The sequence below is a fragment of the Leptothrix mechoopdaensis (SeqCode) genome (genome assembly GCF_053893855.1).
Genome location: NZ_CM132699.1, coordinates 1077539 through 1103169, shown reverse-complemented (window position 1 = coordinate 1103169; position 25631 = coordinate 1077539). Strand labels below are relative to the sequence as shown.

Sequence of the window (25631 nt, the reverse complement as noted above, 5' to 3'; positions counted from 1 at the left end):
GAACAACTGCGACCGGACCGGGGCTTGCGACGTCATGCGGGCTGGACGCCTTCGTCGAAACCGCCGTCCTTCATGCGCCGGTAGATCCAGCCGCGCGAGACCTTCAGGCGGCGCGCCGCCGCCGAGACGTTGCCGCCGCATTGGCGAAGCACCTGCTGGATCAGCTCGTCGTTGATGTCGCGCAGCGTGCGGTCGGTCAGCGCCAATGCGGGTGCAGATGTCGCCTCGGGTGCCGCGGCGGTTACGGCCGGATGCTCGACGGCCATGACCGCCTGGACGGGCGCCTGGCCCGCAGCCTCGGCCGGGATGTGCGGCGCGGACGGGTGAAGGTCCCGCCGGCCGTCGCGGGCGCGCATCTCGGCGCGGGCCCAGACGGTCAGGCCATTGGGCAAGGGCAAGGCGGCCGCGCCTGAAGACGGCAGGGACGCGAGCCGATCCAGCGGCAGCGCAAAAGCCTGTTCCGCCAAGGGCATCACGAGGTCGGGCACCGGGCCGGATGACAGACCGAGGATGCGCGCGCCCACATCGTTGAACCACGCGATGCGGCCGCTGCGGTCGACGCCGATCAGGCCCACCGTGACCGAGTCCAGCAGGGACGGCGCGACCTGCACGCGCACGACGAGATGCTCGTCGGCCTGGGCGACCAGCAGGCGGTTCTCGATCGCGCTGGCGAAGTGCGACGCCACCGCCGCCGCATCGAACTGGAAGGGGATGGATTCGCTGGAGATGTCGAACACGCCGGCCACGCGGCCCCGCACGTCGCGGATCGGGGCGGCAGCGCAGTGCATCTGCCGTACACCTTCGAAGAAGTGCTCGACGCCCTGTACGTTGACCGACCGGCCGGTGCGGATCACCACGCCCGGCGCGGTCGTGCCGACCGCCTCTTCCGACAGGTCGACGCCGATGCGCGTGGCCACCGGCATCAGGGCCTCATGGGGCCGGCCGGCGCAGGTCGCGCCGATGATCACGCCGCTCGCGTCCGACAGCATCGCCGCGCAGCTCGTCGTTCCCAGCAGCATCTGCAGATGCGGGATCTCGGCGTCCCAGGCCTGCGTCAACGCGCGGTTGCGCTGCAGGGCCAGATGGGCCCGGCTGACGGTGACGGGCTGGAACTCGACGTCGCCCGAGGGGCTGGCATGGGTCCGCTGACAACGTGCCCACGACTGGAACACGGCCTCGCTGATCACACCGGTCGGCGGCACGCCTTCCTCGAAGTAGCGCTTCCTCGCCAGTTCAACGACCGAGTCGCGCGACGGGAAGAAGGGGCTGGCTGCGTAGGGCGACATGGCGGTTCTCCGATGCCATCCGTGCGCGAGCCTTCCGCACCGGATGGTCTGCCGTTCGAGGCAGCGGATCGTCCGGTATCGGTCAGCTCGTCACAATGCACAAACGGCGATGTGGCACATCACCGGTTGTGATGGCGGCCGACCCTCGCGCGTCGGCAACCCCGTTCACTGACAGCCGTAGCTCGCCGCCGCCGTCACCGCACCGCTGCCCGAATAGGTGATCTTCTTCGGATACACGCACAGCGGCAGCGACACCAGGTTGTTCGACGAGGTGACGGTGATCGTCCCGGGTGCGGTGCCCTGCTCCACCCAGGCCTTCAGCGCCGTGAACATCTCGTCGCGGCCTCGCGCCGACTGCGGCACCGGCACGCCTGGACCGGCTTCGAGCCGGCCGGTGTGCGCGAAGCCCGGTACGTGGTAGTAGCGGAAGAAGGACTGCGTGGGCGTGAACCCGCCCTGCAGCGAGGCGACCCGGTTGTAGTAGTTGTCCGAGCCCTGCGAGGCGATCAGGTTGTCGGCCAGGCCGTGGAACATCAGCAGCTTGCCGCCACGCGCCTTGAAGGCCGACAGGTCGGCATCGTCGGTGTTGATGTCCGAGAACTGCGACTGCAGCGCCAGGCCCTGGTAGGCCGCCAGCGTCAGGCCGCTGTAGCCCAGGTTGACCCAGGCATTCGTGCCGTTGCTGATGGCATTGCGGAAGAAGACCGAGCCGAGTGCCGGGTTCTGCAACTCGATCGCGACCTGATCGGCAGCGATCGGGAACGGCCCGGTCGCCCCGGCCAGCGCGCCCAGGTCGGTGCCGCGGGTCAGGCCAAACCAGAGCTGGTTGCTGCTGGCCAGGAAGGGGCCGGCCGCGTTGTCCAGCGCGGGATCCGGCACGCTGCCATCGGCCGTCTGGCCGTACCAGATGCGGTTGACGACGCCCGCCTCCGCCAGCGTGACGCAGCTGGCCGCATCAGCATTGGTGCCGACCACGCCGCCATTGCCACTGACGCCGCTGCACAGCGCAGCCGCATCGCGCGTCGGGTCGTAACGGCATGCATACGGATCGATCAGGAAGCCGAGCGTGCCCCCCCCGCACGAGGCGATCGCCGCATTGGTGAGGGCGGTCAGCTTGGCCGCCGCGATCGGGCCGCCGAGCTCCTGGCGCATCGCCACCTGCGGGTACAGCTCGTTGGTGATGAAGCGACTCCAGTTGATGGCCGGCGCGCCCGCGACGATGCCGTCGAAGTCATCCGGATGGACCTGTGCCAGCTTCAAGCCCTGGCGGCCACCGGTCGAGTAGCCCTCCCAGTAGGCGTACTTGTGGGCCTTGCCGTAGTAGTGACGCGCCAGCGCCTTGGACTTGACCGCCATCTCGTGCAGGCTGCGCTCGGCGAAGTCGCGCCACAAGGTCGTGTTGATCGTGCCGTCAGGGTTCAAGCCGAACGAGGCGTCGAGCGCGGCCAATGGGCCCAACGCGCTGGCGTGACCGTGGTCGGAGGTCGCGACCACATAGCCCTGGCCTGCCGCCGCCACGTGCAAGTCGTTGCCGTCTCCGCCTCCGCCGATCAGCGTCAGGTCGGTCTGTGCACTGCCGGCCCAGCCGCCACTGCCATAGGCGCGGATGCGTTCGTTCCAGTTTGCGCCCGTCGGAAGCCAGACCTCGATGCCGATGCCCGCCGACGTCGACGGCGCCCCGGCCGTCCCGGGATGGCCCGGCCCGACGAGCAACTTCACCAGGCACAGGTCGACAGGGGCCACAGGCGCCGGCTGGGTGGGCGTGCCCGACAGCTGCACGGTGTCACCGGCCTTGAAGGACTTCACCAGCAGCACGGTGGTATCAGCATCCGGCTGGAACGAGGTCTTGAGGCCGTCGTCACAGGTCCGCACGCTCGCGGTCGTTGCCGTTGTCGCGCTGCCGCCGCCGCATGCCTGCAGCAGCAAAGCCATCGCGCTCGCGGCCAGCGTCAAAGCCAGCCGTCGTCCCGTCCGATTCCATTGCATGAGTCTCGCTCCAGTGGTTGTCTTGCATCCGTGCAGCACATGACCGGGAAAGGCCGTGCATGCAGGGCGCAGACGATAGGAACGAGACGCGCGGCGGTCTTTCGCAATCCTGCTGCGATGTCAGAAGCCTGCTGCGACGAGACCGGGACTTACCCGATGGAGACCAGGACTCAGCGGCCCCGACGCACCGCCAGCGGCGTGGTGCCCAGGTGCTGGCGCATCTGCGCGGTCAGATGGGACTGGCTGGAGAAACCGCAGCGCTGGGCGATGTCGGAGATCGACTCACCGCCCGTCAACTGCAAGGCCCGCGTGGCGGCATCGAGACGGACGCGCAGCACGTAGTCGTGCGGCGTCACGCCGAAACTCGCCTTGAAGAGCCTCGAGAAATGCGACGGGCTCATGCGCAGTTCACCGGCCAGTTGGTCGATGGTCAGGCGAGTGCCGAAAGCATGTGCAACGAGATCGACGATGCGTCGCTTCTGCTCACCCGACAACACCCGTGCGGACGATGCCGCGACGCTTTTGCCCCGCGTGTGATGCGCCAGCAGCAGCCCGAGCAGCGACAGGCTCAGCCCGCGTGCGTAGAGCGGCCCGCTCGGCTGTCCCGCCAGAACCTCCTCGGCCAGCAGGAAGACCGTGGAGCTGATGCGCTCGTCGAAGGCCTCATGCCGGGTCTGCAGATCCAGGCGCGACAGTTCGCCGCCACTCAAGGCCTCAACGTCTGAATCGGCGAACTGGACCTCGACACACCGCCCCGCCTCCCCCGCCCATGTGGACCGCTCGAAGCCGAGCCCGGCGGCATAGACCTCGATCATCCGCGGCGCCGTCTGCAGGTCCAGGCAATGCAGGCCCCGCCGGTACTGGCGGCGGCCGACGCCCGAATGCGCCACGTAGATGCGCGGGCTCGGGTGGTAGTCCCGCTCCAGACGTCCGGTCGCCGGAATGGGATGCACGATCACCGGGAAGCCGACCCCATCGGCCGGGCCACGGGCCAGGATCTCGCGCGGGTCGTTGCTGAGCGACAGGTCGTGCAGGGACATCGAAGGCAGAGGGACTGACGCGTGGGGTCGGTCATCGTCTGACATCCCTCCTTGCCTCGCAAGCTGGTTTTCGCGATGAGCCGCATCACCCTCCGTGATGGCGGCTCACTTCCCGCCCAGCCCCAGTTGCGTCATGAAATCCTGGTTGTCCCAGAACAGCCACTCGTGGTCCATCGTGCCGTTCTTCCAGTGCGCGATGGTGGCCATGCCGATCGCGAAGCGCTTGCCGGTCGGCGCGATGCTGCTGCCATCAGGCAAGGGCATCGGCTGCGTGAAGGTGCCGGTCATGACGCCGGTGACCGAGGTCCAGGCGCCGGAGCCAAAGCGGATCGGATGGGTCTTGATGGTGATGTCGGGCGCGAACACGAACATCGCCTTCAGGTCGTCGATGTGGCGGTCGATGCCCTTCGTCTCGTGGCCGTCGGGCCAGGTGACCACGATGTCCTTGGCGTGGCTCTCGTGCAGGCGCTCCCACTTCTGGTTGCTGAAGACGTCGAAGTCCAGCGTGTCGAACTTCTTGAGGTTCTTCTCGACCTTGGGGGCCTGACGTTCCTGCTTCGGTGCCGGCGTCGGCGGGTTCTCGGCCAGCGTGGCGGCGAAGGCCACGTTGGCGGCAAGTCCGAGGACCGCGATGGCGGCGGTCGCGAGGGTGGTGCGGATGGCGTTCATGGCAGGTGTCCTTGTCGTGTTCATCGGTTGTCTTGACGATCGGGCCGATCAGCCCTTGCGCAGCCAGGTCGGCGCAATCGCGGTGCCCAGCCCCGCGCCGTAGCCGAGGTAGATGTTCAAGCCGGCCAGCGGCTCCAGGTAGCGCGCGTTCTTCAAGCCGCCGGCGTCAACCACGTCGAAGCCGATGCTCTTGGCGATGTCGCTGGCGGTCTGCTTGGCGAGGGCGCTGTCGCTGGCGACGAAGACCGGCACGGTGCGGCCGTTGCCAAAGTCGGCGCCTTCGGCCAGCACCTGGGCGAACACGGTGTTGAAGCCCTTGACCACCTGTGCGCCCGGCACGGCGGCGGCGATCTGTTCGGCCGCCGAGGTCTCGTGGCCGATCGTCAGGCCCATGTAGTCGGCCGTCAGCGGGTTGGTGATGTCGATGACGGTCTTGCCCGACAGGTCGCCCAGCGATCGCAGCGCCGCAACCGCGTCGCCGTAGCCGGTGGCCAGCACGACCGCCTCGGCCTCGGCGGCGGCACCGGCAGTGGGCACGGCCTGCACGCCCGGGAACTTCGCGGCGAGCGCGGCAGCCTTGGCCGCATCGCGGGCGGTGACGCGGACCTGGTGGCCGGCGCGGACGAGTTGCGAGACGAAGGCCGAGCCCATGTTGCCGGCGCCGAGAACAGTGATCTTCATGACGGTGTTTCCTGGAGTTGCCGCAGCGACTTGCTGCGATGGGTTGAACTGTAGAAACACCACTCGTGGCGATAAACAACCAAATCCGAGAAGAACTGTCTCGCGATACAGGACAATGCAGCACATGGACCGATACCAAGCCCTGCAGGCCTTTGTGGCCGTCGTCGACGCCGGCAGCTTTGTGGCAGGGGCCGAGGCGATCGGCATCTCCAAGGCCGCGATCTCGCGCCAGGTCGGCGAGCTGGAGTCGCACCTGGGCGTGAGGCTGATGAACCGCACCACGCGCCGGCTGTCGCTGACGGTCGAGGGCGAGACCTTCCTGGCCCGCGCCCGCGAGCTGCTGGCCGGCTTCGACGCGGCCGAGGCCGAGATCACCGCGCGCAGCGGCGAGGCCATCGGTACGCTCAAGGTCAACGTGCCAGTCAGCTTCGGCCTGCTGCATCTGGCGCCGCTGTGGGCCGGCTTCCTGGCCAAACACCCCAAGGTCACGCTGGACGTGACGCTGTCGGACCGCGTCGTCGACCTGGTCGACGAGGGCTACGACCTGGCCGTGCGCATCGCCCGCCTGCCGGCTTCGACGCTGGTCAGCCGCCGGCTGACGTCCACGCGCATGGTGCTTTGCGCCTCGCCCGGCTACCTGCGCCAGTACGGCTCGCCGGCCCATCCATCGGAACTGGCCGACCACGCGGTAATGGCCTACAGCCTGCTGTCCATCGGCGAGAACTGGGCCTTCGAAGGGCCAAGCGGTCCGGTCACCGTGAAGATCAACCCGCGCCTGCGCTCCAACAGCGGTGACACCTGCCGCAGCGTCGCGCTGGCCGGCGGCGGCCTCGTGCTGCAGCCCACCTTCCTGGTCGGTGATGCGCTGCAGTCGGGCGAACTGGTCGAGGTGCTACCGGCGTTCCGCTCGATCGAGCTGGACGTCTACGCCGTCTACCCGACCCGGCAGCACCTGACGCCCAAGGTGAGGTTGCTGGTGGACCACCTTGTCGAGGCGTTCAAGGTCAGACCCTGGCCGGCCTGAGGACCGTGACGCGAGGTCATCGCGGATCGACTGCGACAAGGCGTGGTCCTTGGGATCGGTTGACGCTCCCAGTGCCCTGGCGACGCGCAGCCAAGCTTTGAGGCCGAACGGCGACGCAGGCCGTTCCAGCCGGCTCATCTGTCGATGGGCTGCCGGTTTGGCGTCTCGAACCAGACGTCCCTCTTCACGGGCGTTGATGCGCCACAGCGCTTCGGACGAACGACCACTGCTGCGCGCGAATCGGCGACTGGCCTCCGCCTCAACGCCCAGTTCACGCAGCTTCTCGGCAAACATCTCCCGCCATCGAGCGAGGTCCGCCTTGCGCGGGTTCAGCCTGCGGCCCTGCTTGGACTCCGCCCGCACGCTCACGTGCACGTGCGGATTGGCCTGGTGGTCATGCAGCACCATCACGAACTTGTGATCGGCCAGCTCGGCCAGCGCGAAAGCCCTGGCAGCCCGCTGGACGGCCAGCGGATCCGTGCCACTCGGCATCGACAGCATGATGTTGAAGGCCTCGCGCCGGTGTCCGGGCTGTACGTCATCGGCGATGAACGATCCGCCATAGCGCCAGTCGTCGACCAGATCGCGCAGCGCGTCCTTGCCTTGCCGCACGTCGCCGAGTTCGTCCTCCATGTCGAGCCGTCCGTTTTTGCTGATGTAGCGGAAGTGCGCTGCGATCGCTCGCATGCCGCGACCACCGCCCGTCACCTTGACCATCACCTGAGGCGCCCGCCGCACCACGGTCGCGGCGATGGGGGCCCGGATCTCCTGAGCCCGTTGGCGTATCGCCTCGGCCGACAACCTGGGCGTCGCGCTGCGAATGCTCCGGTTGCCGGGGTAGAACAGGCGATCGCCCCAGAGGACGAGCAGACCGTCGATGTTCGAGGGTGTGGTCATGGTGGACTCCTGTGCCTATGCGCGGACCGAAGGGTTCGCGCTGCGCTGGGGTTGAAGATCGGACAGGACCCGAGAGGCCAGACGCAGGTGCGCGCGAACCTCAGCGTCCAAGGACTCGAATCGCGCGCGGTAGGCCTTGGCCGCCTGGCCCTCGCCTCGGGACAGCAGGCTTGTCAGGTGTCGCATGTCGCGGCAGAGGTCCGCGAGTTCGGCATTGGCTCGAACCAGTGCAGCGACGCTCTCGGCGTGACGGCCACCGTTGACCACGATCGGCACCTGGGCGATCAGACCTGCAAGGTAGGCGGCACGCGACAGGCCTGCGCTGCGCGCGGCCTCGTCCATACGCCGCACCTCTTCGGCCTTCAGGCGGATCGACAGCTTGACTGTCAATGCTGGCGCCGCTTTCAAGAAATGAGCAAGGGTCGATGGCCCCTGGTGTGGCCCCGAAACACATGTCGCTTCGAACCAGCTTCCAAGAAGAGGTCCCGCGAGAACGACGGACATGATGGGGTCGGCCGAGGTGTGGGCGAGCCACGACAAACGTCTTGCGAACCGGCGTGCTCACCCCACCCCGAGCCGCTTGAGCCGATACGCCAGTTGCGCCCGGCTCAACCCCAGCTGCCGCGCGGCCTCGGCCACGTTGTAGCGGGCGGCGATCAGGGCCTTGCGGTAGGCGGCGGCGTCGCTGGCGGCGGCCGATCGGGCCGGTGGCGCGGCCTCATGGCCGGTGTCGGGACGCCTTGCCTTCTCGGACTTGGCGGGCCGCTCCGGCGCGACGCCCGGTGACTCGGCCAGGCGACCTCCGACGTCCAGCCCGAGCGACACGGTGTTCATGTGCTCGCCGCCCCGGAACAGGTGGTGCACGTCGATCGGCTCGTCGTGCAGCGCCATGATCACCCCGCGTTCGACGAGGTTCTGCAGCTCGCGGATGTTGCCGGGGAAGTCGTACTGCAGCAGCGCCTGCACCGCACGCGGGGTGAAGCCAGGTACGTCGCGGCGGTGCTGCTCGCAGTAGCGCCGCAGGAAGGCCTCCATCAGCAGCGGGACGTCGTCGCGCCGTTCCTTCAGCGGCGGCAGCGTGATCGGGAAGACGTTGAGGCGGAAGAAGAGGTCGCTGCGGAAGCGGCCAGCGGCGACCTCGTCGCGCAGGTCGACGTTGGTGGCGGCCACGACCCGAACGTCCACCGGGATGACCTTTGTGCCGCCGACCCGTTCGACGCAACGTTCCTGCAGCGCCCGCAGCAGCTTGCCTTGGGCCACATAGCTCAGCGAGGCGATCTCGTCGAGGAAGAGCGTGCCGCCCTGGGCGCGCTCGAAGCGGCCGGGTCGCGAGGTGGTCGCACCGGTGTAGGCACCCCGCTCGACGCCGAACAGCTCCGACTCGATCAGCGTGTCGGGGATGGCCGCGCAGTTCAGCGCGATGAAGGGCGCTTCCGCACGCGGGCTGATCTGGTGCAGCGTCTGCGCGAACAGCTCCTTGCCGACGCCCGAGGCGCCGGTGAACAGCACGGTGGCCTGGGTCGGCGCGACCCGTTCGATCAGGTGACGCGCCGCGCTGAAGCTCGACGAGATGCCGATCAGCTGGCCGACGCCGGCCGGCGGCTCGGCGCGGGTCGCGCTGGCGCGTCGGCGGCTGACCTCCGAGACGACCGGCACGAAGCTGCGCCGCACCCGCACCGCCGACGCGTCCGGGGTGAAGTAGTGCAGGTCCAGCTCGGGCTGGTCCCACTGGTCGGCCGGTCGGCCGGTGATGCGGCAGACCTCGGCACCGGCCGAGCGGCAGGCCACCTCGCGGTAGATGATCAGCTTGCCCATGAAGGCGCTGGCGTAGCCGCTGGCATAGCCCACCTGCATCCAGCAGGCCGGCTCGGTGCCGAGGCCGAAGGCGGCGATGTGCTCGTCGTCCTCGCTGGAGTCGTGCCACCAGTAGTCGGCGAAGAAGTCGCCGCGTGCGATGTCGAACTCGAAGGTGATGGTGGTCGGCCGCACGATGCCTTCCAGCTTGTGCATGCGCGGACCCGCGTGGAAGGCATTGGCCGGATCGCTGTCGGGCCACATGCGCCGCACCAGCTCGGCATCGCGCGCACCGGCCGCATAACCCACCCGCGTCAGCAGCGAGCGGGCCTGTTCCTGACCCATGCTGGCGATCAGCTCGCTGCGCAGCCCTCCGTAGGTCGACGAGCGCCACAGGACCATGCGCTGGTCGTTGAGCCAGATGCGGCCGTCGCCGGGCGAGAAGGTCAGCGTCTCGCTCAGGTCACGCAGCGTAGGCGCGGCGCCCTCGTCGATGTCGGCGCTGGTGCGGGCCAGGCTGACCTGGCGCTGCAGCTCGGCCAGGCTGAGCCGGGCAGGTGTCTTCTTCATGCGGGTGAACCCTCGAATCGACGCGATGTCGCATCAAGGATTGTTCATCAAGGATTGATCAACTGCTGAACATCCGATTCGGTGGAATCCCGGGCAGGCAAACGCAAGTCCTTGATTCTTCTGCGCTTCGTGATCGACCTGAAGCTGGCATCGGCATTGCGAAAGAGAGGTTCAAGCACGCACCCACCGTCCCACCGAAAGGTTCATCCATGCTGCAAGGCAAGACCCTCATCGTCACCGGCGCCGCCTCCGGCATCGGTGCCGCCACCGCCGCACTGCTGGCACAGCAAGGCGCCGACGTCATCTCGGTCGACATCAACGCCCCGGCCCAGCCGGTCGGGCGCTTTGTCCAGGCCGACCTGTCGGACGCCGCCTCGATCGACCGGCTGGTCGACGCCCTGCCCACCGGCGCCCACGGCCTGGCCAATATCGCCGGCCTGCCGCCGACAAAGTCGCCCGAAGCGGTGCTCAAGGTCAACCTGCTCGGCCTGAAGCGGCTCACCACGCGGCTGGTGCCCAAGCTGGCCGACGGCGCCTCGATCGTCAACCTGGCCTCGCTGGCCGGGCTGGGCTGGCCTGACGCGAAGGCGGCCATCCAGGCCAGCGAGAACCTCGACTTCGACGCCGTGCCGGCCTTCTGTCAGGCCCATGGCATCGAGGGCGCACGCAGCTACTTCTTCTCGAAGGAGGCGCTGATCGTCTGGACGATGCAGAACCGCTGGACCTGGCGCGCACGCGGCATCCGCATGAATGCGGTCAGCCCCGGCCCGGTCGACACGCCCATCCTGAAGGACTTCATCGAGACGCTGGGCGCGCGCGCCGAGGAGGACATGCGCACGATGGACCGGCCCGGCACGCCCGCCGACATCGCGCCGGTGGTGGCCTTCCTGCTGTCCGACGGCTCAGCCTGGATCCGCGGCACCAACGTGCCCACCGATGGCGGCATGTTCTCAAACGTGCTTTGCCAGATGCATGGCCTTTGACGCATGGCCTGTGACGCATGGCCATTGAACCCAGGAGACACACGACATGACCACCATCTCGATGCTGATCAACGGCGAGGCCTGCACGGCCCGCAGCGGCAAGACCTTCAACCGCCTTAACCCGCTGGATGGCCAGGTCGCGACCACCGCGCCGGCCGCGAGCGCCGATGACGCCGTGGCCGCCGTCGATGCCGCAGCCGCCGCCTTCGCCGGCTGGTCCAGGACGGGCCCAGGCGAACGACGTGCCCTGCTGATGAAGGCCGCCCATGCGCTGGAAGCGCGTGCGCCCGACTTCATCGCGGCGATGGCCGCCGAGACCGGCGCCTCGGGCGGCTGGGCCGGCTTCAACGTGCACCTGGCTGCCGGCATGCTGCTGGAGGCCGCCGCGCTGACGACGCAGATCAACGGCCAGCAGATCCCCTCGGACGTGCCCGGCAGCCTCGCGCTGGCCACGCGCCAGCCGGCCGGCGTGGTGCTGGGCATCGCGCCGTGGAATGCGCCGGTGATCCTGGGCGTGCGGGCCGTCGCGGTGCCGCTGGCCTGCGGCAACACCGTCGTGCTCAAGGGCAGCGAACTGTGTCCGGCGACGCACGGGCTGATCATCCAGGCGCTGCAGGAAGCCGGCTTTCCGAAGGGCGTCGTCAACTTCGTGACCAACGCGCCGGCCGATGCCGCCGCCGTGGTCGAGGCCATGGTGGCCCACCCGGCCGTGCGGCGCGTCAACTTCACCGGATCGACGCATGTGGGCCGGTTGATCGCGCAGACCTGCGCGAAACACCTCAAGCCGGCGGTGCTGGAACTCGGTGGCAAGGCCCCGCTGCTGGTGCTCGACGACGCCGACCTCGATGCCGCCGTCAACGGCGCGGCCTTCGGTGCCTTCGCCAACTCCGGCCAGATCTGCATGTCGACCGAACGCATCGTGGTCGATGCCTCGATCGCCGATGCCTTCGTCGCCAGGCTGGCGGCCAAGGCCCGCGCGCTGCCGCTGGGCGATCCGCGTCTGGGACCGGTCGTGCTGGGCTCGGTGGTCGACATGGCCACCGTGCAGCGCTGCAACGCGCTGATCGACGATGCCCTCGCCCAGGGCGCGACGCTGGTCTGCGGCGGCAAGGCCGACAGCACGCTGATGCCCGCCACGCTGCTGGACCACGTCACGCCGGCGATGCGGATCTACCACGACGAGACCTTCGGGCCGGTCAAGGCGATCGTGCGCGTGGACGGCGAGGACGAGGCCATCGCCTGCGCCAACGACAACCCCTACGGCCTGTCCGCCGCCGTGTTCACGGCCGATCTGGCGCGCGGCTGGCGCGTCGCGCAGCGCATCGAGTCGGGCATCTGCCACGTCAACGGCCCGACCGTGCACGACGAGGCGCAGATGCCCTTCGGCGGCGTCAAGTCCAGCGGCTACGGCCGCTTCGGCGGCCAGGCCGGCATCGAGGCCTTCAGCGATCTGCGCTGGATCACGCTGCAGACGGCGCCGCGCCACTACCCCTTCTGATCACCCTGCCACACCTGTTCCCGCCTCATCCACAGGAGACACCCATGAACGACAAGACCCTTGCCATCGACCTGAACGCCCTGCCCGCCTCGCGCCGCCAACTGCTCGGCGCCGCCGGTGCGGCCGGCCTCGCGCTGGTCAGCCCCGGCGTGCTGCGCGCCCAGGGCAGCGACACGCTCAAGGTCGGTTTCATCAGCCCGCGCACCGGCCCGCTGGGCAGCTTCGGCGAAGGCGACGGCCATGTGCTGGCACTCGCCCGCAAGGCACTGGCATCGGGCATCAGCATCGGCGGCAAGACCTGGAAGGTCGAGATCCTGGACCGCGACACGCAGTCCGATCCGGCCCGCGCCAGCCAGCTCGCCAAGGCCCTGATCAACGACGACAGGATCGACCTGATGCTGACCACGTCGACGCCCGAGGTGGTCAACCCGGTCTCCGATGCCTGCGAGGCCGCCGGCGTGCCCTGCCTGGCGACCATCATGCCGTGGGAGGCCTTCTACTTCGGTCGCGGCGCCAAGCCGGGCGAGCCCTCGCCGTTCAAGTGGACCTACCTGTTCTCGTTTGGCGTCGCGGAGTTCGTCAACTCCTACGTGTCGCAATGGGCGCTGGTGCCGAACAACAAGCGCGTTGCGGCCTTGTTGCCCAACGATGCCGATGGCAACGCGATCCGCGCGGCCATGCTGCCGCAGCTGCAGAAGGCCGGCTACACGCTGATCGACGGCGGCCCCTACGAAACCGGCACGACCGACTTCTCGGCCCAGATCGCCAAGTTCAAGGCCGAGAAGTGCGAGATCCTGCTGAGCTTCCCGATCCCGCCGGACTTCGCGACCTTCTGGCGCCAGGCCGCGCAGCAGGGCCTGGCCAAGAACATGAAGGTCGTGCAGGTGGCCAAGACCGGCCTGTTCGCGCCGACCATCGAGGTGCTCGGCCCGCTGGGCCACAACATCTCGGTGTGCGCCTACTGGCACAAGACCTTCCCCTACAAGTCGGCGCTGACCGGCCTGTCGGGCGTGCAACTGGCCGATGGCTACGAGCAGGCTTCGGGCAAGCAGTGGAGCCAGCAACTGGGCGCGACGATGTCGCTGCTCGATGCCGGCGTCGCCGTGCTCAAGTCGGCCAGCAACCCGAAGGACAAGGCGGTCGTCGCCCGCGCCATCGCCACGCTGAAGACCACGACGATGATGGGTCCGCTCGACTTCACCAAGGGCCCCGTGCCCAACGTGTCGGCCACGCAGATGATCGGCGCGCAATGGGTCAAGGCACCGGCCGGATCGAAGCACAAGCTCGACTACGTCATCACCGAGAACGTCAACGACCGCAGCGTGCCGGTGACCGCCAAGATCAAGCCCTACGCCTCGTGATGACGCCGACGCCTTCCCCTTCCACATCCCAGTCCAACGTGCTGCTGTCGGCCCGTGGCGTCGTCAAGCGCTTCGGCGCCCACACGGTGCTGCACGGCGTGGACTTCGATGTCCGCGCGGGCGAGGCCATCGGCATCGTCGGCCCGAACGGCGCGGGCAAGACGACGCTGCTGGCCACGCTGTCGGGCACGCTGCCGGCCAGTGCCGGCCGGGTCTGGCTGCGCGGCCACGACGTCACGCGGCAGGACGCCGCCACGCGCTGCCGACAAGGCGTTGCCCGCAGCCACCAGGTGCCGCGCCCCTTTGGCGGCATGACGGTGTTCGAGAACGTGCTGACCGCCGCGACGCAGGGCGGTGGCTTCCGGGGACAGGCGTCCTACGACCGCGCCGCCGACGCGATCGCGCTGTGCGGCATGTCGGCCGTGGCCAACCGGCGCGCCGAGACGCTCGGCCTGCTCGACCGCAAGCGGCTGGAGCTGACCCGCGCGCTGGCCACCGACCCGGCCGTGCTGCTGCTCGACGAGATCGGCGGCGGGCTGACCGATGGCGAGGCCGAGGAGCTGGTCCACACCATCCGCACGCTGCATGCGCGCGGCATCACCATCGTCTGGATCGAGCACATCGTGCATGTGCTGGTGCAGGTCGCCCGCCGGCTGGTCTGCATGGCCGACGGCAGGATCATCGCGGATGGCAGCCCGGATGCGGTGCTGTCCGACGCGACCGTGGTGGACGCCTACCTGGGAGGCCAGCGATGAGCGATGCGCTGTTGAAGGTCGAAGGCCTGGAAGCCCGCCACGGGCTGCTCAAGGCCGTGCGCGGCATCGACCTCGTGCTGCGGGCCGGCGAACGGCTCGCGCTGGTCGGCGCCAATGGCGCGGGCAAGACCACGCTGCTGCGCACGCTGGCCGGCATCCACCCGGCATCGGCGGGCCGCATCGTGTTCGACGGGCAGGACATCACGTCGATGAGCGCCCACCGGCGCGCGGCCGAAGGCATCGCGCTGGTGCCCGAAGGCCGCAAGCTGTTCAACAGCATGAGCGTGGCCGACAACCTGCGTGTCGCCCGTTCGGCCGGCCGGTCAGGCGGTCAGTTCGGAACCTGGGATCTCGACCGCGTGGTCGACGCCTTCCCGCAGCTCAAGCCCAAGCTCAAGGCCCCGGCCGGATCGCTGTCGGGCGGCCAGCAGCAGGCCGTCGCCATCGGTCGTGCGCTGATGACCAACCCGCGCCTGCTGCTGCTCGACGAGGTCTCGCTGGGGTTGTCGCCGGCTGCCGTGCAGGGCGTCTACGACTCGCTGGCGGGCCTGATGGCCAGCGGCATCACGCTGGTGCTGGTCGAGCAGGACCTGCAGCGCACCTTCGCCTCGTCCGACCACATCGCCTGCATCCTCGAAGGTCAGGTGGTGGCCAGCGGCCGCACCGCCGACATGACCCGCGAGGAGGTCATGGACCACTACTTCGGCCATCGACGGGCCGCCCCATCCACGGAGGTCGCATGACCTGGCTGAACCAGATCCTGCAGGGCATCCTGCTCGGCGGCTACTACGCGTTGCTGGCCTGCGGCCTGTCCTTCATGTTCGGGGTGATGCGCATCATCAACCTGGCCCACGGCAGCCTGGCGGTGGTCGCCGCCTATGCCGTGCTGACGCTGGCCGAACGGCACGAGGTGCACCCCTTTCTCGGCCTGCTGCTGGTGATGCCGGCCATGGCCCTGCTGGGCTGGCTGCTGCAGAAGCTGGTGCTCGAACGCAGCGCTCGAGCCGGCGAGCTGGTGCCCATCCTGGCGACCTTCGGGCTGGCGGTGGTGCTCGACAACACGATGTTCAGCGCCTTCGGTGCCGACACGCGTTCGCTCGCCACCAGCATCGACACCCTGGCCTACGACGGCCTGGAGGTCGGCGACTTCATGCTCGGCCACCTGGCGCTGCTGACCTTCGGTCTGGCCGTGCTGCTGCTCGGCGGCCTGCACCTGATGCTGGCCCACACGGCGCTGGGCCGGCGCATCCGCGCGGTCGCCGACGACCCGGACACCGCGCAGCTGGTCGGCGTCAACGCCACCGCCGTCAATGCCGTGGCCACGGCCATCGCGATGATGCTGGTGGCCATCGCCGGCACCTTCCTGGCGATGCGGGCCTCGGTCGACCCGTATGCCGGCGGCCCGCAGCTGATCTTTGCCTTCGAGGCCGTGATGATCGGCGGCGCCGGCTCGCTCTGGGGCACGCTGGCCGGCGGCATCGCGCTCGGCGTGGCGCAGAGCCTGGGCGCCCAGGTCCACACCCAGGGCTTCCTGATCGCCGGCCACGTGCTGTTCCTGCTCGTGCTGCTGGCCCGCCTGCTGCTGGCTGGCCGCCCTCTTCGGCTGGTCCTCCAGCTCGCCCTCCGGCTCACCTCCACCCGCTCGGCCTGACGACATGATCGACACGAACGACTCCCGACCTTCGGCACACGCCCGGGTCGAACGCTGGACCCCGCTGTCGCGGGCCTCGGTGGCCGCCGTAGTGCTGGCCCAGCTGGCCCTGGCCTGCGCGCCCTGGCTGCTGCCGCCGGGCCTGGTGGACCGCCTGACCACGCTGTTTATCTACGGCATCCTGGCCTTGATGTGGAACGCGCTGGCGGGCTACGCCGGCCTGGTGTCGGTGGGCCACCAGGCCTTCTTCGGGCTCGGCGCCTATGCCGCCGTCCGCCTTGCCGATGCGGGTCTGAGCCCCTACCCCGCGCTGTTCGTCGCGGCCCTGCTGGTCGCGCTGCTGTCGGTGCCGATCTCGTCCTTCATGCTGCGGCTCAAGGGCGGCGAGTTCGCCATCGGCATGTGGGTGGTGGCCGCGCTGGCGCACCTGCTGGTCAACCTCGACACGCTGGTGCAGGGCGAGACCGGCACCTCGCTGATCGCGCTGCAGCGCTACGGGTCCGACGAGCGCCGCCTGATCACCTACTGGCTGGCCCTGGCCACCATGGCCGGACTGGCCTGGTGCGTCTTTGGCCTGCTGCGCAGCCGCGTCGGCAGTGCCCTGCAGGCCATCCGCGACAGCGAGGAAGCCGCCGCGTCGGTCGGCGTGAAGGTCTTTGCCACCAAGCGCATGCTCTTTGTGCTGTCGGCCTTCGGCTGCGCGGCGGCGGGCGCGCTGTGGCTGGCGACCTCGGTGACCTTCCAGCCCAAGACCTACTTCAGCGTGCAGTGGACCGCCTACATGCTGTTCATGGTGCTGGTCGGCGGCATCGGCACCTACGAGGGCCCGATCCTCGGGGCACTGCTGTTCTTCACCATCGAGACGCTGTTCGGTGCTGCCGGCGTGACCTACCTGATCGGCCTGGGCTGTGTGGCCGTGCTGTTCGCGCTGCTGCTGCCTCGCGGCATCTGGGGGACGGTGGAACGGCGCTTCGGTGTGCAGTTGCTGCCGGTGGGGTACCGGCTAGACAGCGGACCGCGACACGGCCGGGCTTGATCCGATGCAGAACTGGTCGGCGAACATCAGTCCCTGCAAACCGCCTTGCAAATGCCGCCAACCACCTTCAGCCGTATGTCGCTGCACGACCTGACAGTCAGTGCATAGCCTTTCTCACGCGGCTTGGCGTGGTCGATCACCAAGGGCTTGAGGACATAGTTGACGTGTCGCATGACGATGACTTGGCCGAAGCCGTGGCCCCATGATGGCCCCGAATCTGGCCCTGCCTCGCCGGGATGTCAACAAACCGCCTGGAATCCCCCAAAACAAAAACCCCAGTCGAATCAACGAACTGGGGTTCCGAAATCGGCAAATCGGGACGTCCTGGGACGTCCCGAGACCGCATCACATGTGGTCGATCATCACCTGACCGAAGCCCGAGCAGGACACCTGGGTGGCGCCGTCCATCAGGCGGGCGAAGTCGTAGGTGACCTTCTTGCTGGCGATGGAGCGCTCCATCGACGCGATGATCAGGTCGGCGGCTTCGGTCCAGCCCATGTGGCGCAGCATCATCTCGGCCGAGAGGATCTCGGAGCCGGGGTTGACGTAGTCCTTGCCGGCGTACTTCGGCGCGGTGCCGTGGGTGGCTTCGAAGCAGGCGACCGAGTCGGACAGGTTGGCACCCGGGGCGATGCCGATGCCACCGACCTGGGCGGCCAGCGCGTCGGAGATGTAGTCGCCGTTGAGGTTCAGCGTGGCGATCACGCTGTACTCGGCCGGGCGCAGCAGGATCTGCTGCAGGAAGGCGTCGGCGATGGAGTCCTTGACGATGATCTCGCGGCCCGTCTTCGGGTTCTTGAACTTGCACCACGGGCCGCCGTCGATCAGCTCGGCGCCGAACTCGCGCTGGGCCAGGGCATACGACCAGTCACGGAAGCCACCTTCGGTGAACTTCATGATGTTGCCCTTGTGCACGATGGTCACGTTGGGCTTGTCGTTGTCGATCGCGTACTGGATGGCCTTGCGCACAAGGCGCTCGGTGCCCTCGCGCGAGACCGGCTTGACGCCGATGCCGGAGGTGTCGGGGAAACGGATCTTCTTGACGCCCATTTCCTCGATCAGGAACTTGATGACCTTCTTGGCCTTCTCGCTCTCGGCTTCCCATTCGACGCCGGCGTAGATGTCTTCCGAGTTCTCGCGGAAGATGACCATGTTGATCTTCTCGGGTTCCTTCACGGGCGAAGGCACGCCCTTGAAGTACTGCACCGGGCGCAGGCAGACGTAGAGGTCGAGTTCCTGGCGCAGCGCGACGTTCAGCGAGCGGATGCCGCCACCGACGGGGGTGGTCAGCGGGCCCTTGATCGACACGACGTACTCCTTGAGCACCTCGAGCGATTCGGCGGGCAGCCACACGTCCGGGCCGTAGACCTTGGTGGCCTTCTCGCCGGCGTAGATCTCCATCCAGTGGATCTTGCGCGCGCCGCCGTAGGCCTTGGCGACGGCGGCGTCGACCACCTTGAGCATGACGGGCGTGATGTCGAAACCGGTGCCGTCACCCTCGATGTAGGGAATGATGGGATTGCTGGGGACGTTGAGCGAGAAGTCAGCGTTGACGGTGATCTTCTGGCCCCCGGCGGGCACCTGGATGTGTTGGTACATGTGGCCGACTCCGTGTGATTCGGTAGGGTGATTTCTCAGGGGAAAGCGATTCTAGGGCAGGCACTCTGTCGTGGACTTGACAGCCTGTGGCCCCGGCGACGATGCGCGTGCGCCCTGCGTGCAAGCCGTGTGCCCGACCGGCTCAGGCGCACCAGGCCTGCAGCGGTTCGAGCAGGCCGTGGCCGAGTGTCCAGCCGACGCTGGCAACCAGCATGGCGCCGGCCAGGCGCAGCGCCAGGGCGCCGCCATCGTCGACTGCCGCGCCGCCCGCGTCATGCCCCTCGTCACGACCCCGCGCCAGCAGCGGCCGCAGCCGGAACCACAACGCCGGACCGGCGACCAGGCCGACGCTGCTGGCCAGCGCGAAGGCGGCCATGACGCCGGCACCGGCCAGCGGACCCGATGCCATCGAGGCCACCAGCAGCGCGCCGTGCAGCAGGCCGCATGGGATGACGGGCCAGAGCAGGCCGAGCGCGCCGGCCTTCAGCCCGCCGGGCAGACGTCGCTGGATGCGGATGCGCTGCCAGCCGCCGTCGCCGACCTGTTCGGGCGAACGCGGCTGGCCGAGCGACTCGATCCAGCCCTGCACCGCCGCCGGCATGCGCCCACGCACCAGCAGCCACAGGCCGAGCACCAGCAGCGCCAGTTGCAGGGCGGACCAGACCGGCCGCAGCCAGCCGACCCCTTCGCCCAGCCAGCGCAGCCCGGCCGCCGCCGTGGCAACCAGCGCGCCGGCCGCCGCGTAGGCGATCAGCCGGCCGGCCAGCACCGCCGTGGTGCCCTGCCCCGGCCGGTCCGGGGTGCAGCGCCCGGCCACGGCGGTGCAGGCCGCGCTGCACATGCCGGCGCAGTGCAGCGAGCCGGCCAGGCCCATCAGGGCGGCGGAAGCGGCGAGGGTCAGGCTCATCGGGAGATTGTCGGGCGAGCAGGCGTCAGGCCGTCCAGACCGCCCAGACCGCGTGATGGCCTGGCGGCTTGAAGGACCCGGGTCGTCAGATCACGCGCGAGAAGCGTTCGCGCGACAGGTCGGCACGCAGGTGCTTGTCGAACACCATCGCCACCGAGCGCACGAAGTACCAGCCCAGGGCGGTCAGCTCGAAGCCGTCGGCATCGATGGTGACGAGGCCGTCCTCGGCCAGCCCTTCGACGGCCTCCAGTTCCGCGCCGAAGTAGCTTCTGACGTCGATCAGGTGGGCCAGCGAGACCGACTCGTAGCTCAGCCGGCCGTGGCACATGATGGCCATGATCACGGCGCGCCGGACCAGGTCGTCGCGGGTCAGCGACAGGCCGCGCACGATCGGCAGCTCGTTGCGGTTCAGGGCGTCGTAGTACTCGTCCAGCGTCTTGGCGTTCTGGCTGTAGCTGGCACCGACGCGGCCGATGGCCGAGACGCCCAGCGCGATCAGGTCGCAGTCGGCCTGGGTGCTGTAGCCCTGGAAGTTGCGGTGCAGACGGCCCTGGCGCTTGGCCTGCGCGAGCGAATCCTCGGGCAGCGCGAAGTGGTCCATGCCGATGTACTGGTAGCCGTGCGCGATGAAGCCGCTGATGGCCTGCGACAGCATGCCGATGCGCTGCGCGCCGGTCGGCAGTTCCTCGGAGACGATGCGGCGCTGCGGCTTGAAACGCTGCGGCAGGTGTGCGTAGCCGTACATCGCGATGCGGTCCGGGCGCAATGTGGCGACCTGGCGGATCGTGCGGGCGTAGCTCTCGGGCGTCTGGCGCGGCAGGCCGTAGATCAGGTCGACGTTGATGGACTGGAAGCCCAGATCGCGGGCATCGTTCATCAGCGCCTCGACCTGCTCGTAGGGCTGGATCCGGTGAACGGCCTTCTGGACCTCGCCGTCGAAGTCCTGCACGCCATAGGACAGGCGGTTGAAGCCGAGGTCGGCCAGGTGCTTCAGGCGCGCGCGGGTGACGGTGCGCGGGTCGATCTCGATCGAATACTCGCCGCGCGGCTCGATCGTGAAGTGGCGGCGCAGGATGCCCATCAGGCGGTCGAGCTCGCCGTCGTCGAGGAATGTCGGCGTGCCGCCACCGAAATGCAGCTGCGTGACCGAATGGCCGCGGCCGAGCACGTCGGTGACCAGCGAGGCCTCGTGCGCCAGCGCGTCGATGTAGGCCGACGCGCGGCCGTGGTCCTTGGTGACGATCTTGTTGCAGGCGCAGTAGTAGCAGACCGACTCGCAGAACGGCACGTGCACGTACAGCGACAGCGGGCCGCCGGCCGCGCCGATGGCGCCGCTGGCGCGCTGGGCCAGCGCCTGGCGGTAGTGTTCGGCGGTGTAGGCCTCGACGAAGCGGTCGGCCGTCGGGTAGGACGTGTAGCGCGGGCCCGGCCGGTCCATGCGCCGCAGCAGGTCGTCGCTCAGCGCAGGGGGCTGGGGCATGTCGGCATCTCCGTGGAACGGGTTGGACGTGGCAGCCGCCTCGGCAGCCAGCGGACCGGAAGTCATGGTGTGCATGGCGTCCCACTGTGCCGCGCATCCGCCGTCCGGACTTGACCTGCCTCAAGCCGCGTGCGGAGGGCCGGGTCAAGAATCCCCTGATCGCGACACGCATCAAAACCCAAGCCAGTGTGCGGGGGCGTGCATACTGTGGCGCCTCCGCCACCGAACAGGAACCGGACCATGATCCACGAAGCTACCGCCACCCCGTCGTCCCCGCTCAATGCGCTGAAGGTGGCGTGCTCGGCCTGCAACCTGCGCGAGCTGTGCCTGCCCGTGGGCCTGTCCGAGGACGAGCTGGTCTCGCTGGACAACATCATCAGCACCCGTCGCAGCGTCAAGCGTGGCGAGAGCCTGTTCCACGCCGGCGACGACTTCGCCGCGCTGTACGCCGTGCGCACCGGCTTCTTCAAGACCGTCGTGTCAGCCTCGGACGGCCGCGAGCAGGTCACCGGCTTCCAGATGGCCGGCGAGCTGATCGGCCTGGACGGCATCAGCAACGACCGCCATTCCTGCGACGCCGTCGCGCTGGAGGACTCGCAGGTCTGCATGATCCCGTACGGCCAGCTCGAACACCTGTCGCGCGAGTTCACGCTGCTGCAGCACCAGTTCCACAAGATCATGAGCCGCGAGATCGTGCGCGACCACGGCGTCATGCTGCTGCTGGGCAGCATGCGGGCCGAAGAGCGCCTGGCCGCCTTCCTGCTCAACCTGACGCAGCGCCTGCAGGCGCGCGGCTTTTCGGCTTCGGCGCTGGTCCTGCGCATGACGCGCGAGGAGATCGGCAGCTACCTGGGCCTGAAGCTGGAGACGGTCAGCCGGACCTTCTCGAAGTTCCAGGACGAGGGCATCCTCGAAGTGAAGCAGCGCGACATCCGGATCCTCGACCAGGACGCCCTGCAACGCGTCGTCAACGGCGCCGCCTGTTGAGCTGAAGCACCCTGCCCCAAGACGACGACGGCGACCTTCGGGTCGCCGTTTTCACGTCTGCCACGGGGCTGGCGCGATTCAGGGGAAGCGCCGTCGGGTCGCGAGGTCGCCGTCGGTGGCGGGCTCGCGCAGCAGCAGCTGGGTGATGGCGCCGGACAGGCCCAGCACGACCCAGAACAGGAAGAAGGCGATCGAGTAGACGGCCTTGCGGTCCATGTCGACCGGGGCGCCGCCGAGCCAGTGCAGCGCCTGCGGGTCGACGAAGGCGAAGACCAGCATCTCGAGCACGCCGGCCATCAGGAAGGCCGGCCACAGCACTGCGAGCGCGCGGCGGCCGAAGCCGGTCAGGGCGACCGGCGCGGCGCGCACGTCGTCGGGCGCGGCCAGCTCGGAGCTGTCGAAGTCGCTGTCCTCGCCCCGGTCGGGCATCGGACGGGAACCGGCCGACCCGCTCACTTGACGCCTTCGGGCTTGCCGCCGGTCGCCGCGTGGTTGCGGGCCTGCATCGCCGGCAGGTTGCCGGCGTGGTCACCGGTGTGGGCGCCGTTCTCGACATCGTCGGCGGCGACGCTGCTGGCGCGCGTGTCGAGCACCGGATCCGGATGCGTGATCGCGATGGCCAGCGTCACGAAGCTGGCCGCGACCACGATGGCCGGACCGCCCAGCACCAGCCACATCATCGGCTCGCGCCACCAGACGCGACGCGCGCTGCGGGTGGCGACAGGGGCAAGGGCAGGCGCGGCGGGGGCATGGGCTTGGGACATCGGTGTTCTCCGGGTGTTCGGTGCGACGCGTTTCAGCGCGGCACGAGGAAGGTGGACTTCTCGCGCAGGCTGACCGGCGCGCCGGCGCCGTCGGGCAGGCGCTGGATGTCGAAGTGGATCGGGTGGCTGCCGCTGCCGGCCCGCTGGGCTTGCAGCGCATCGAGCCGGACGGCAACGGTGATCCAGCGGGCCTCGGCCGGACCGACCCGCAGCTCGCCGTCGATGGCGGCCGACAGGCCCTCGATCCCGCCGGCGTCGACGCGATAGGTCTGCGTCGACTCGGTCGTGTTCATGATCTGCAGGCGGTAGATGTTCTCGATCGCGCCATCGTCGACCAGCCGCGCCAGCGAGGCCCGGTCGCGCACCACGTCGACCTTGAACGGGGAGCGCAGCGCCAGGCTGATGCCCAGCGCGGCCACGATCAGGAACAGGATGGCGGTGTAGACCAGCACGCGCGGCCGCAGCGCCCGGCGCCACATCTGCGCGCGGGTCCAGCCGGCTTCGAGGCCGTTCTCGGTCGTGTAGCGCACGAGGCCGCGCTCGTAGCCCATCTTGTCCATCACGCCGTCGCAGACGTCGACGCAGGCGGCGCAGCCGATGCACTCGTACTGCAGGCCCTTGCGGATGTCGATGCCGGTGGGGCAGACCTGCACGCACAGGTTGCAGTCGACGCAGGCACCCAGGCCCAGCGTCTTCGGATCGGCCTTCTTGCTGCGCGAGCCACGCGGTTCGCCGCGTGCGGCGTCGTAGGTGATGATGAGCGTGTCGCGGTCGAACATCGCGCTCTGGAAGCGCGCGTACGGGCACATGTACTTGCAGACCTGCTCGCGCATGTAGCCGGCATTGCCGTAGGTGGCGAAACCGTAGAACAGCACCCAGAACCATTCCCAAGGGCCGAAGCCGAGCGTCACGGCCGACACGGCGAGTTCGCGCACGGGGGTGAAGTAGCCGACGAAGGTGAAGCCGGTCCACAGCGCGAAGGTGATCCAGGCGAGCTGCTTGCCGCCCTTGCGCAGCCACTTCTCGCCGGTCCACGGACCGGCATCGAGCTTCATGCGCGCGGCGCGGTCACCCTCGAACTTCTTCTCGAACCACAGGAAGATCTCGGTGTAGACGGTCTGCGGGCAGGCATAGCCGCACCACAGCCGGCCGGCCAGCGCGGTGAACAGGAACAGCGCGTAGGCCGAGACGATCAGGATGCCCGTCAGGTAGATGAAGTCCTGCGGATAGAGCACCAGACCGAAGATGTAGAAGCGCCGCGAGCCGAGGTCGAACAACACCGCCTGGCGGTCGTTCCAGCTCAGCCACGGCAGCCCGTAGAAGACGACCTGGGTCAGCCAGACCAGCAGCCAGCGCCACTTGACGAACAGGCCGGTGACGGCCTTCGGATAGATCTTCCGGGTCTTCTCGTACAAGGAGACCATCTTGACCGGCAGTTCGGGGTTCGTCGGGGCGGGCGCGGGGTGGTCGGTCATGCAGGCGGTGGTCGATCAACGGAACGCGCCCAGGCACCGAAGACGGCGACCGGGCGCGGGGTCAGTGCATCACTGACGCGGGGTGACCGGCGTGTCGGCCAGCGCGGTCTTCGGGCCCTTGTGCGACAGGCTCCAGACATAGGCGGCCAGCACGCGGATCTGATCGGGCGTCAGGCGCGAGGCGTGCTGCGGCATCACGTTGGTCTTGCCGTTGGTGACCATCGCGACGATGGCGTCCTCGCCCCAACCATGCAGCCAGACCTTGTCGGTCAGGTTGGGCGCACCCATCGCCGGCGTGCCCTTGCCTTCGGGGCCGTGGCAGGCCGCGCAGACACCGAACTTGGCCTTGCCCAGCTGGGCGGCGATGTTGTTGTGCGGGCTGCCCGACAGGCTCAGCACGTAGTTGGCGACGTTCTTGACGTCCTCGGGCGTGCCGACCGCCGCCGCCATCGGCGGCATCATGCCCTGACGGCCTTCGGCGATGGTCTTGGCGATGTAGTCCAGACCACCGTCGCCACCGAGCCAATCGCCGTCGGCGAGGTTCGGAAAGCCCTTGCTGCCGCGACCGTCGGAGCCGTGGCAACCGGCGCAGTTGTTGACGAACAGGCGCTCGCCGATGCCCTGGGCCTGCGGGTTCGCGGCCAGTGCCTCGACCGGCTGGTCCTTGAACTGCGCATAGACCTTCGACAGGGCTTCCTTCGCCTTGTCCTGCTCCTTCTGGAGCTGGTCGGCACTGGACCACTTGAGCGTGCCTGCCGAACTGCCCAGGCCCGGGTAGAGCGCCAGGTAGAGGCCCGCGAACACCACGGTGATCACGAACAGGCCCATCCACCAGCGCGGCAGCGGGTTGTTCAGCTCACGCAGATCACCGTCCCAGACGTGACCGGTGGTGTTGTCGTCGGCCATCACCTGACGACGGCTGGCGATGACCAGCAGGACCAGGCAGAGCAGCAGTCCCACGATCGTGAGGGCGGCCACGAACAGTGACCAGCCACTGGAGATGAAGTCACTCATGGGTGGCTCCCTTGTTGGCTTGCAGGGCTTCGTCGTCGAGGAAAGGCAGCTGGGCGGCCTCGTCGAAGGACGAACGGTTGCGACGCGAGTAGGCCCAGACCACGATGGCCAGGAAACCCGCGAAGGACAGCAGGGTCACCAGGCTGCGCAGGGTGTTCAGATCGGCTTCCATGT

The 25631-nt window shown here is 68.7% G+C and carries 24 protein-coding genes and 1 pseudogene; 9 read left to right on the top strand and 16 right to left on the bottom strand.

The features are described from left to right. Positions 1-32 precede the first annotated feature (32 nt). The 5 genes from ACWA7K_RS04975 to ACWA7K_RS04955 all read right to left on the bottom strand — a co-directional run bounded on the left by ACWA7K_RS04975 (position 33) and on the right by ACWA7K_RS04955 (position 5662). Positions 33-1286 carry a helix-turn-helix domain-containing protein gene (locus ACWA7K_RS04975; RefSeq protein WP_456166229.1) on the bottom strand — a complete coding sequence of 418 codons (1254 nt, stop codon included), beginning with the start codon at positions 1284-1286 and terminating at the stop codon, positions 33-35. A gap of 165 nt (positions 1287-1451) precedes the next feature. Beyond that, complete coding sequence (locus ACWA7K_RS04970; RefSeq protein WP_456166227.1) at positions 1452-3218, bottom strand: tannase/feruloyl esterase family alpha/beta hydrolase; 1767 nt, start codon at positions 3216-3218, stop codon at positions 1452-1454. 224 nt (positions 3219-3442) lie between these two features. Continuing rightward, positions 3443-4312 (bottom strand): helix-turn-helix domain-containing protein, encoded by an 870-nt coding sequence (locus tag ACWA7K_RS04965; RefSeq protein WP_456166225.1) that lies wholly within the window; start codon positions 4310-4312, stop codon positions 3443-3445. Positions 4313-4417: 105 nt separating this feature from the next. Further along, positions 4418-4981, bottom strand: coding sequence for an ester cyclase (locus ACWA7K_RS04960; protein WP_456166223.1), 564 nt, complete (start codon positions 4979-4981; stop codon positions 4418-4420). A gap of 48 nt (positions 4982-5029) precedes the next feature. Continuing rightward, positions 5030-5662: an NADPH-dependent F420 reductase gene (locus ACWA7K_RS04955; protein WP_456166221.1), complete on the bottom strand. Its 633-nt coding sequence runs from the start codon at positions 5660-5662 to the stop codon at positions 5030-5032. Positions 5663-5786: 124 nt separating this feature from the next. On the opposite strand from ACWA7K_RS04955, the gene ACWA7K_RS04950 reads away from it, so the two are divergent. After that, the gene (locus ACWA7K_RS04950) at positions 5787-6686 is read left to right on the top strand and encodes a LysR family transcriptional regulator (RefSeq protein ID WP_456166219.1); all 900 of its coding nucleotides are present in this window, start codon (positions 5787-5789) and stop codon (positions 6684-6686) included. Between the two features lie 324 nt (positions 6687-7010). Here the strand turns inward: ACWA7K_RS04950 and ACWA7K_RS04945 are convergent. The 3 genes and pseudogenes from ACWA7K_RS04945 to ACWA7K_RS04935 all read right to left on the bottom strand — a co-directional run. Further along, positions 7011-7178 (bottom strand): annotated as a pseudogene (locus ACWA7K_RS04945) (relaxase/mobilization nuclease domain-containing protein); the annotation flags it as partial. A 420-nt stretch (positions 7179-7598) separates the two neighbouring features. Then, complete coding sequence (locus tag ACWA7K_RS04940; RefSeq protein ID WP_456166217.1) at positions 7599-8087, bottom strand: hypothetical protein; 489 nt, start codon at positions 8085-8087, stop codon at positions 7599-7601. A 57-nt stretch (positions 8088-8144) separates the two neighbouring features. After that, entirely contained in the window at positions 8145-9947 is a 1803-nt protein-coding gene (locus tag ACWA7K_RS04935; protein ID WP_456166215.1) for a sigma 54-interacting transcriptional regulator, read from the bottom strand. A 209-nt stretch (positions 9948-10156) separates the two neighbouring features. On the opposite strand from ACWA7K_RS04935, the gene ACWA7K_RS04930 reads away from it, so the two are divergent. The 7 genes from ACWA7K_RS04930 to ACWA7K_RS04900 are packed head-to-tail and all read left to right on the top strand — an operon-like array spanning position 10157 to position 17231. Continuing rightward, entirely contained in the window at positions 10157-10930 is a 774-nt protein-coding gene (locus tag ACWA7K_RS04930) for a coniferyl-alcohol dehydrogenase (protein ID WP_456166213.1), read from the top strand. A 46-nt stretch (positions 10931-10976) separates the two neighbouring features. After that, positions 10977-12428, top strand: a complete 1452-nt coding sequence (locus ACWA7K_RS04925) for an aldehyde dehydrogenase (protein WP_456166211.1) — start codon at positions 10977-10979, stop codon at positions 12426-12428. A 44-nt stretch (positions 12429-12472) separates the two neighbouring features. Next, positions 12473-13789 carry an ABC transporter substrate-binding protein gene (locus ACWA7K_RS04920; RefSeq protein WP_456166209.1) on the top strand — a complete coding sequence of 439 codons (1317 nt, stop codon included), beginning with the start codon at positions 12473-12475 and terminating at the stop codon, positions 13787-13789. Continuing rightward, a complete protein-coding gene (locus ACWA7K_RS04915; protein ID WP_456166207.1) occupies positions 13789-14544 on the top strand; it encodes an ABC transporter ATP-binding protein in 756 nt (251 codons plus the stop codon). The genes ACWA7K_RS04920 and ACWA7K_RS04915 overlap by 1 nt, the downstream gene beginning before the upstream one ends. Next, positions 14541-15287, top strand: a complete 747-nt coding sequence (locus tag ACWA7K_RS04910) for an ABC transporter ATP-binding protein (RefSeq protein ID WP_456166205.1) — start codon at positions 14541-14543, stop codon at positions 15285-15287. The genes ACWA7K_RS04915 and ACWA7K_RS04910 overlap by 4 nt, the downstream gene beginning before the upstream one ends. Continuing rightward, the gene (locus ACWA7K_RS04905; protein ID WP_456166203.1) at positions 15284-16195 is read left to right on the top strand and encodes a branched-chain amino acid ABC transporter permease; all 912 of its coding nucleotides are present in this window, start codon (positions 15284-15286) and stop codon (positions 16193-16195) included. The genes ACWA7K_RS04910 and ACWA7K_RS04905 overlap by 4 nt, the downstream gene beginning before the upstream one ends. A gap of 4 nt (positions 16196-16199) precedes the next feature. Beyond that, complete coding sequence (locus ACWA7K_RS04900) at positions 16200-17231, top strand: branched-chain amino acid ABC transporter permease (protein WP_456166201.1); 1032 nt, start codon at positions 16200-16202, stop codon at positions 17229-17231. Positions 17232-17576: 345 nt separating this feature from the next. Here the strand turns inward: ACWA7K_RS04900 and icd are convergent, their stop codons facing one another. The 3 genes from icd to hemN form a co-directional block, all read right to left on the bottom strand. Beyond that, on the bottom strand, positions 17577-18830 hold the full coding sequence (gene icd / locus ACWA7K_RS04895; RefSeq protein WP_456166199.1) for an NADP-dependent isocitrate dehydrogenase: 1254 nt from the start codon (positions 18828-18830) through the stop codon (positions 17577-17579). Positions 18831-18972: 142 nt separating this feature from the next. After that, positions 18973-19737: an urease accessory protein UreH domain-containing protein gene (locus ACWA7K_RS04890; RefSeq protein WP_456166197.1), complete on the bottom strand. Its 765-nt coding sequence runs from the start codon at positions 19735-19737 to the stop codon at positions 18973-18975. A gap of 85 nt (positions 19738-19822) precedes the next feature. Beyond that, a complete protein-coding gene (hemN, locus tag ACWA7K_RS04885) occupies positions 19823-21217 on the bottom strand; it encodes an oxygen-independent coproporphyrinogen III oxidase (protein ID WP_456166195.1) in 1395 nt (464 codons plus the stop codon). A gap of 240 nt (positions 21218-21457) precedes the next feature. Between hemN and fnr the strand changes: the two genes are divergently transcribed. Beyond that, on the top strand, positions 21458-22204 hold the full coding sequence (fnr, locus tag ACWA7K_RS04880) for a fumarate/nitrate reduction transcriptional regulator Fnr (protein ID WP_456166193.1): 747 nt from the start codon (positions 21458-21460) through the stop codon (positions 22202-22204). 78 nt (positions 22205-22282) lie between these two features. Here the strand turns inward: fnr and ACWA7K_RS04875 are convergent, their stop codons facing one another. The 5 genes from ACWA7K_RS04875 to ACWA7K_RS04855 form a co-directional block, all read right to left on the bottom strand. Continuing rightward, positions 22283-22633 (bottom strand): hypothetical protein, encoded by a 351-nt coding sequence (locus ACWA7K_RS04875; RefSeq protein ID WP_456166191.1) that lies wholly within the window; start codon positions 22631-22633, stop codon positions 22283-22285. A 23-nt stretch (positions 22634-22656) separates the two neighbouring features. Then, the gene (locus ACWA7K_RS04870) at positions 22657-22968 is read right to left on the bottom strand and encodes a hypothetical protein (RefSeq protein WP_456166189.1); all 312 of its coding nucleotides are present in this window, start codon (positions 22966-22968) and stop codon (positions 22657-22659) included. A 32-nt stretch (positions 22969-23000) separates the two neighbouring features. Next, the gene (gene ccoG, locus ACWA7K_RS04865) at positions 23001-24443 is read right to left on the bottom strand and encodes a cytochrome c oxidase accessory protein CcoG (RefSeq protein ID WP_456166187.1); all 1443 of its coding nucleotides are present in this window, start codon (positions 24441-24443) and stop codon (positions 23001-23003) included. 69 nt (positions 24444-24512) lie between these two features. Continuing rightward, positions 24513-25457: a cytochrome-c oxidase, cbb3-type subunit III gene (gene ccoP / locus ACWA7K_RS04860; protein WP_456166185.1), complete on the bottom strand. Its 945-nt coding sequence runs from the start codon at positions 25455-25457 to the stop codon at positions 24513-24515. After that, on the bottom strand, positions 25450-25629 hold the full coding sequence (locus tag ACWA7K_RS04855; RefSeq protein ID WP_456166183.1) for a cbb3-type cytochrome oxidase subunit 3: 180 nt from the start codon (positions 25627-25629) through the stop codon (positions 25450-25452). Before ACWA7K_RS04855 ends, ccoP begins: the two co-directional genes overlap by 8 nt. Between the last annotated feature and the right edge of the window lie 2 nt (positions 25630-25631).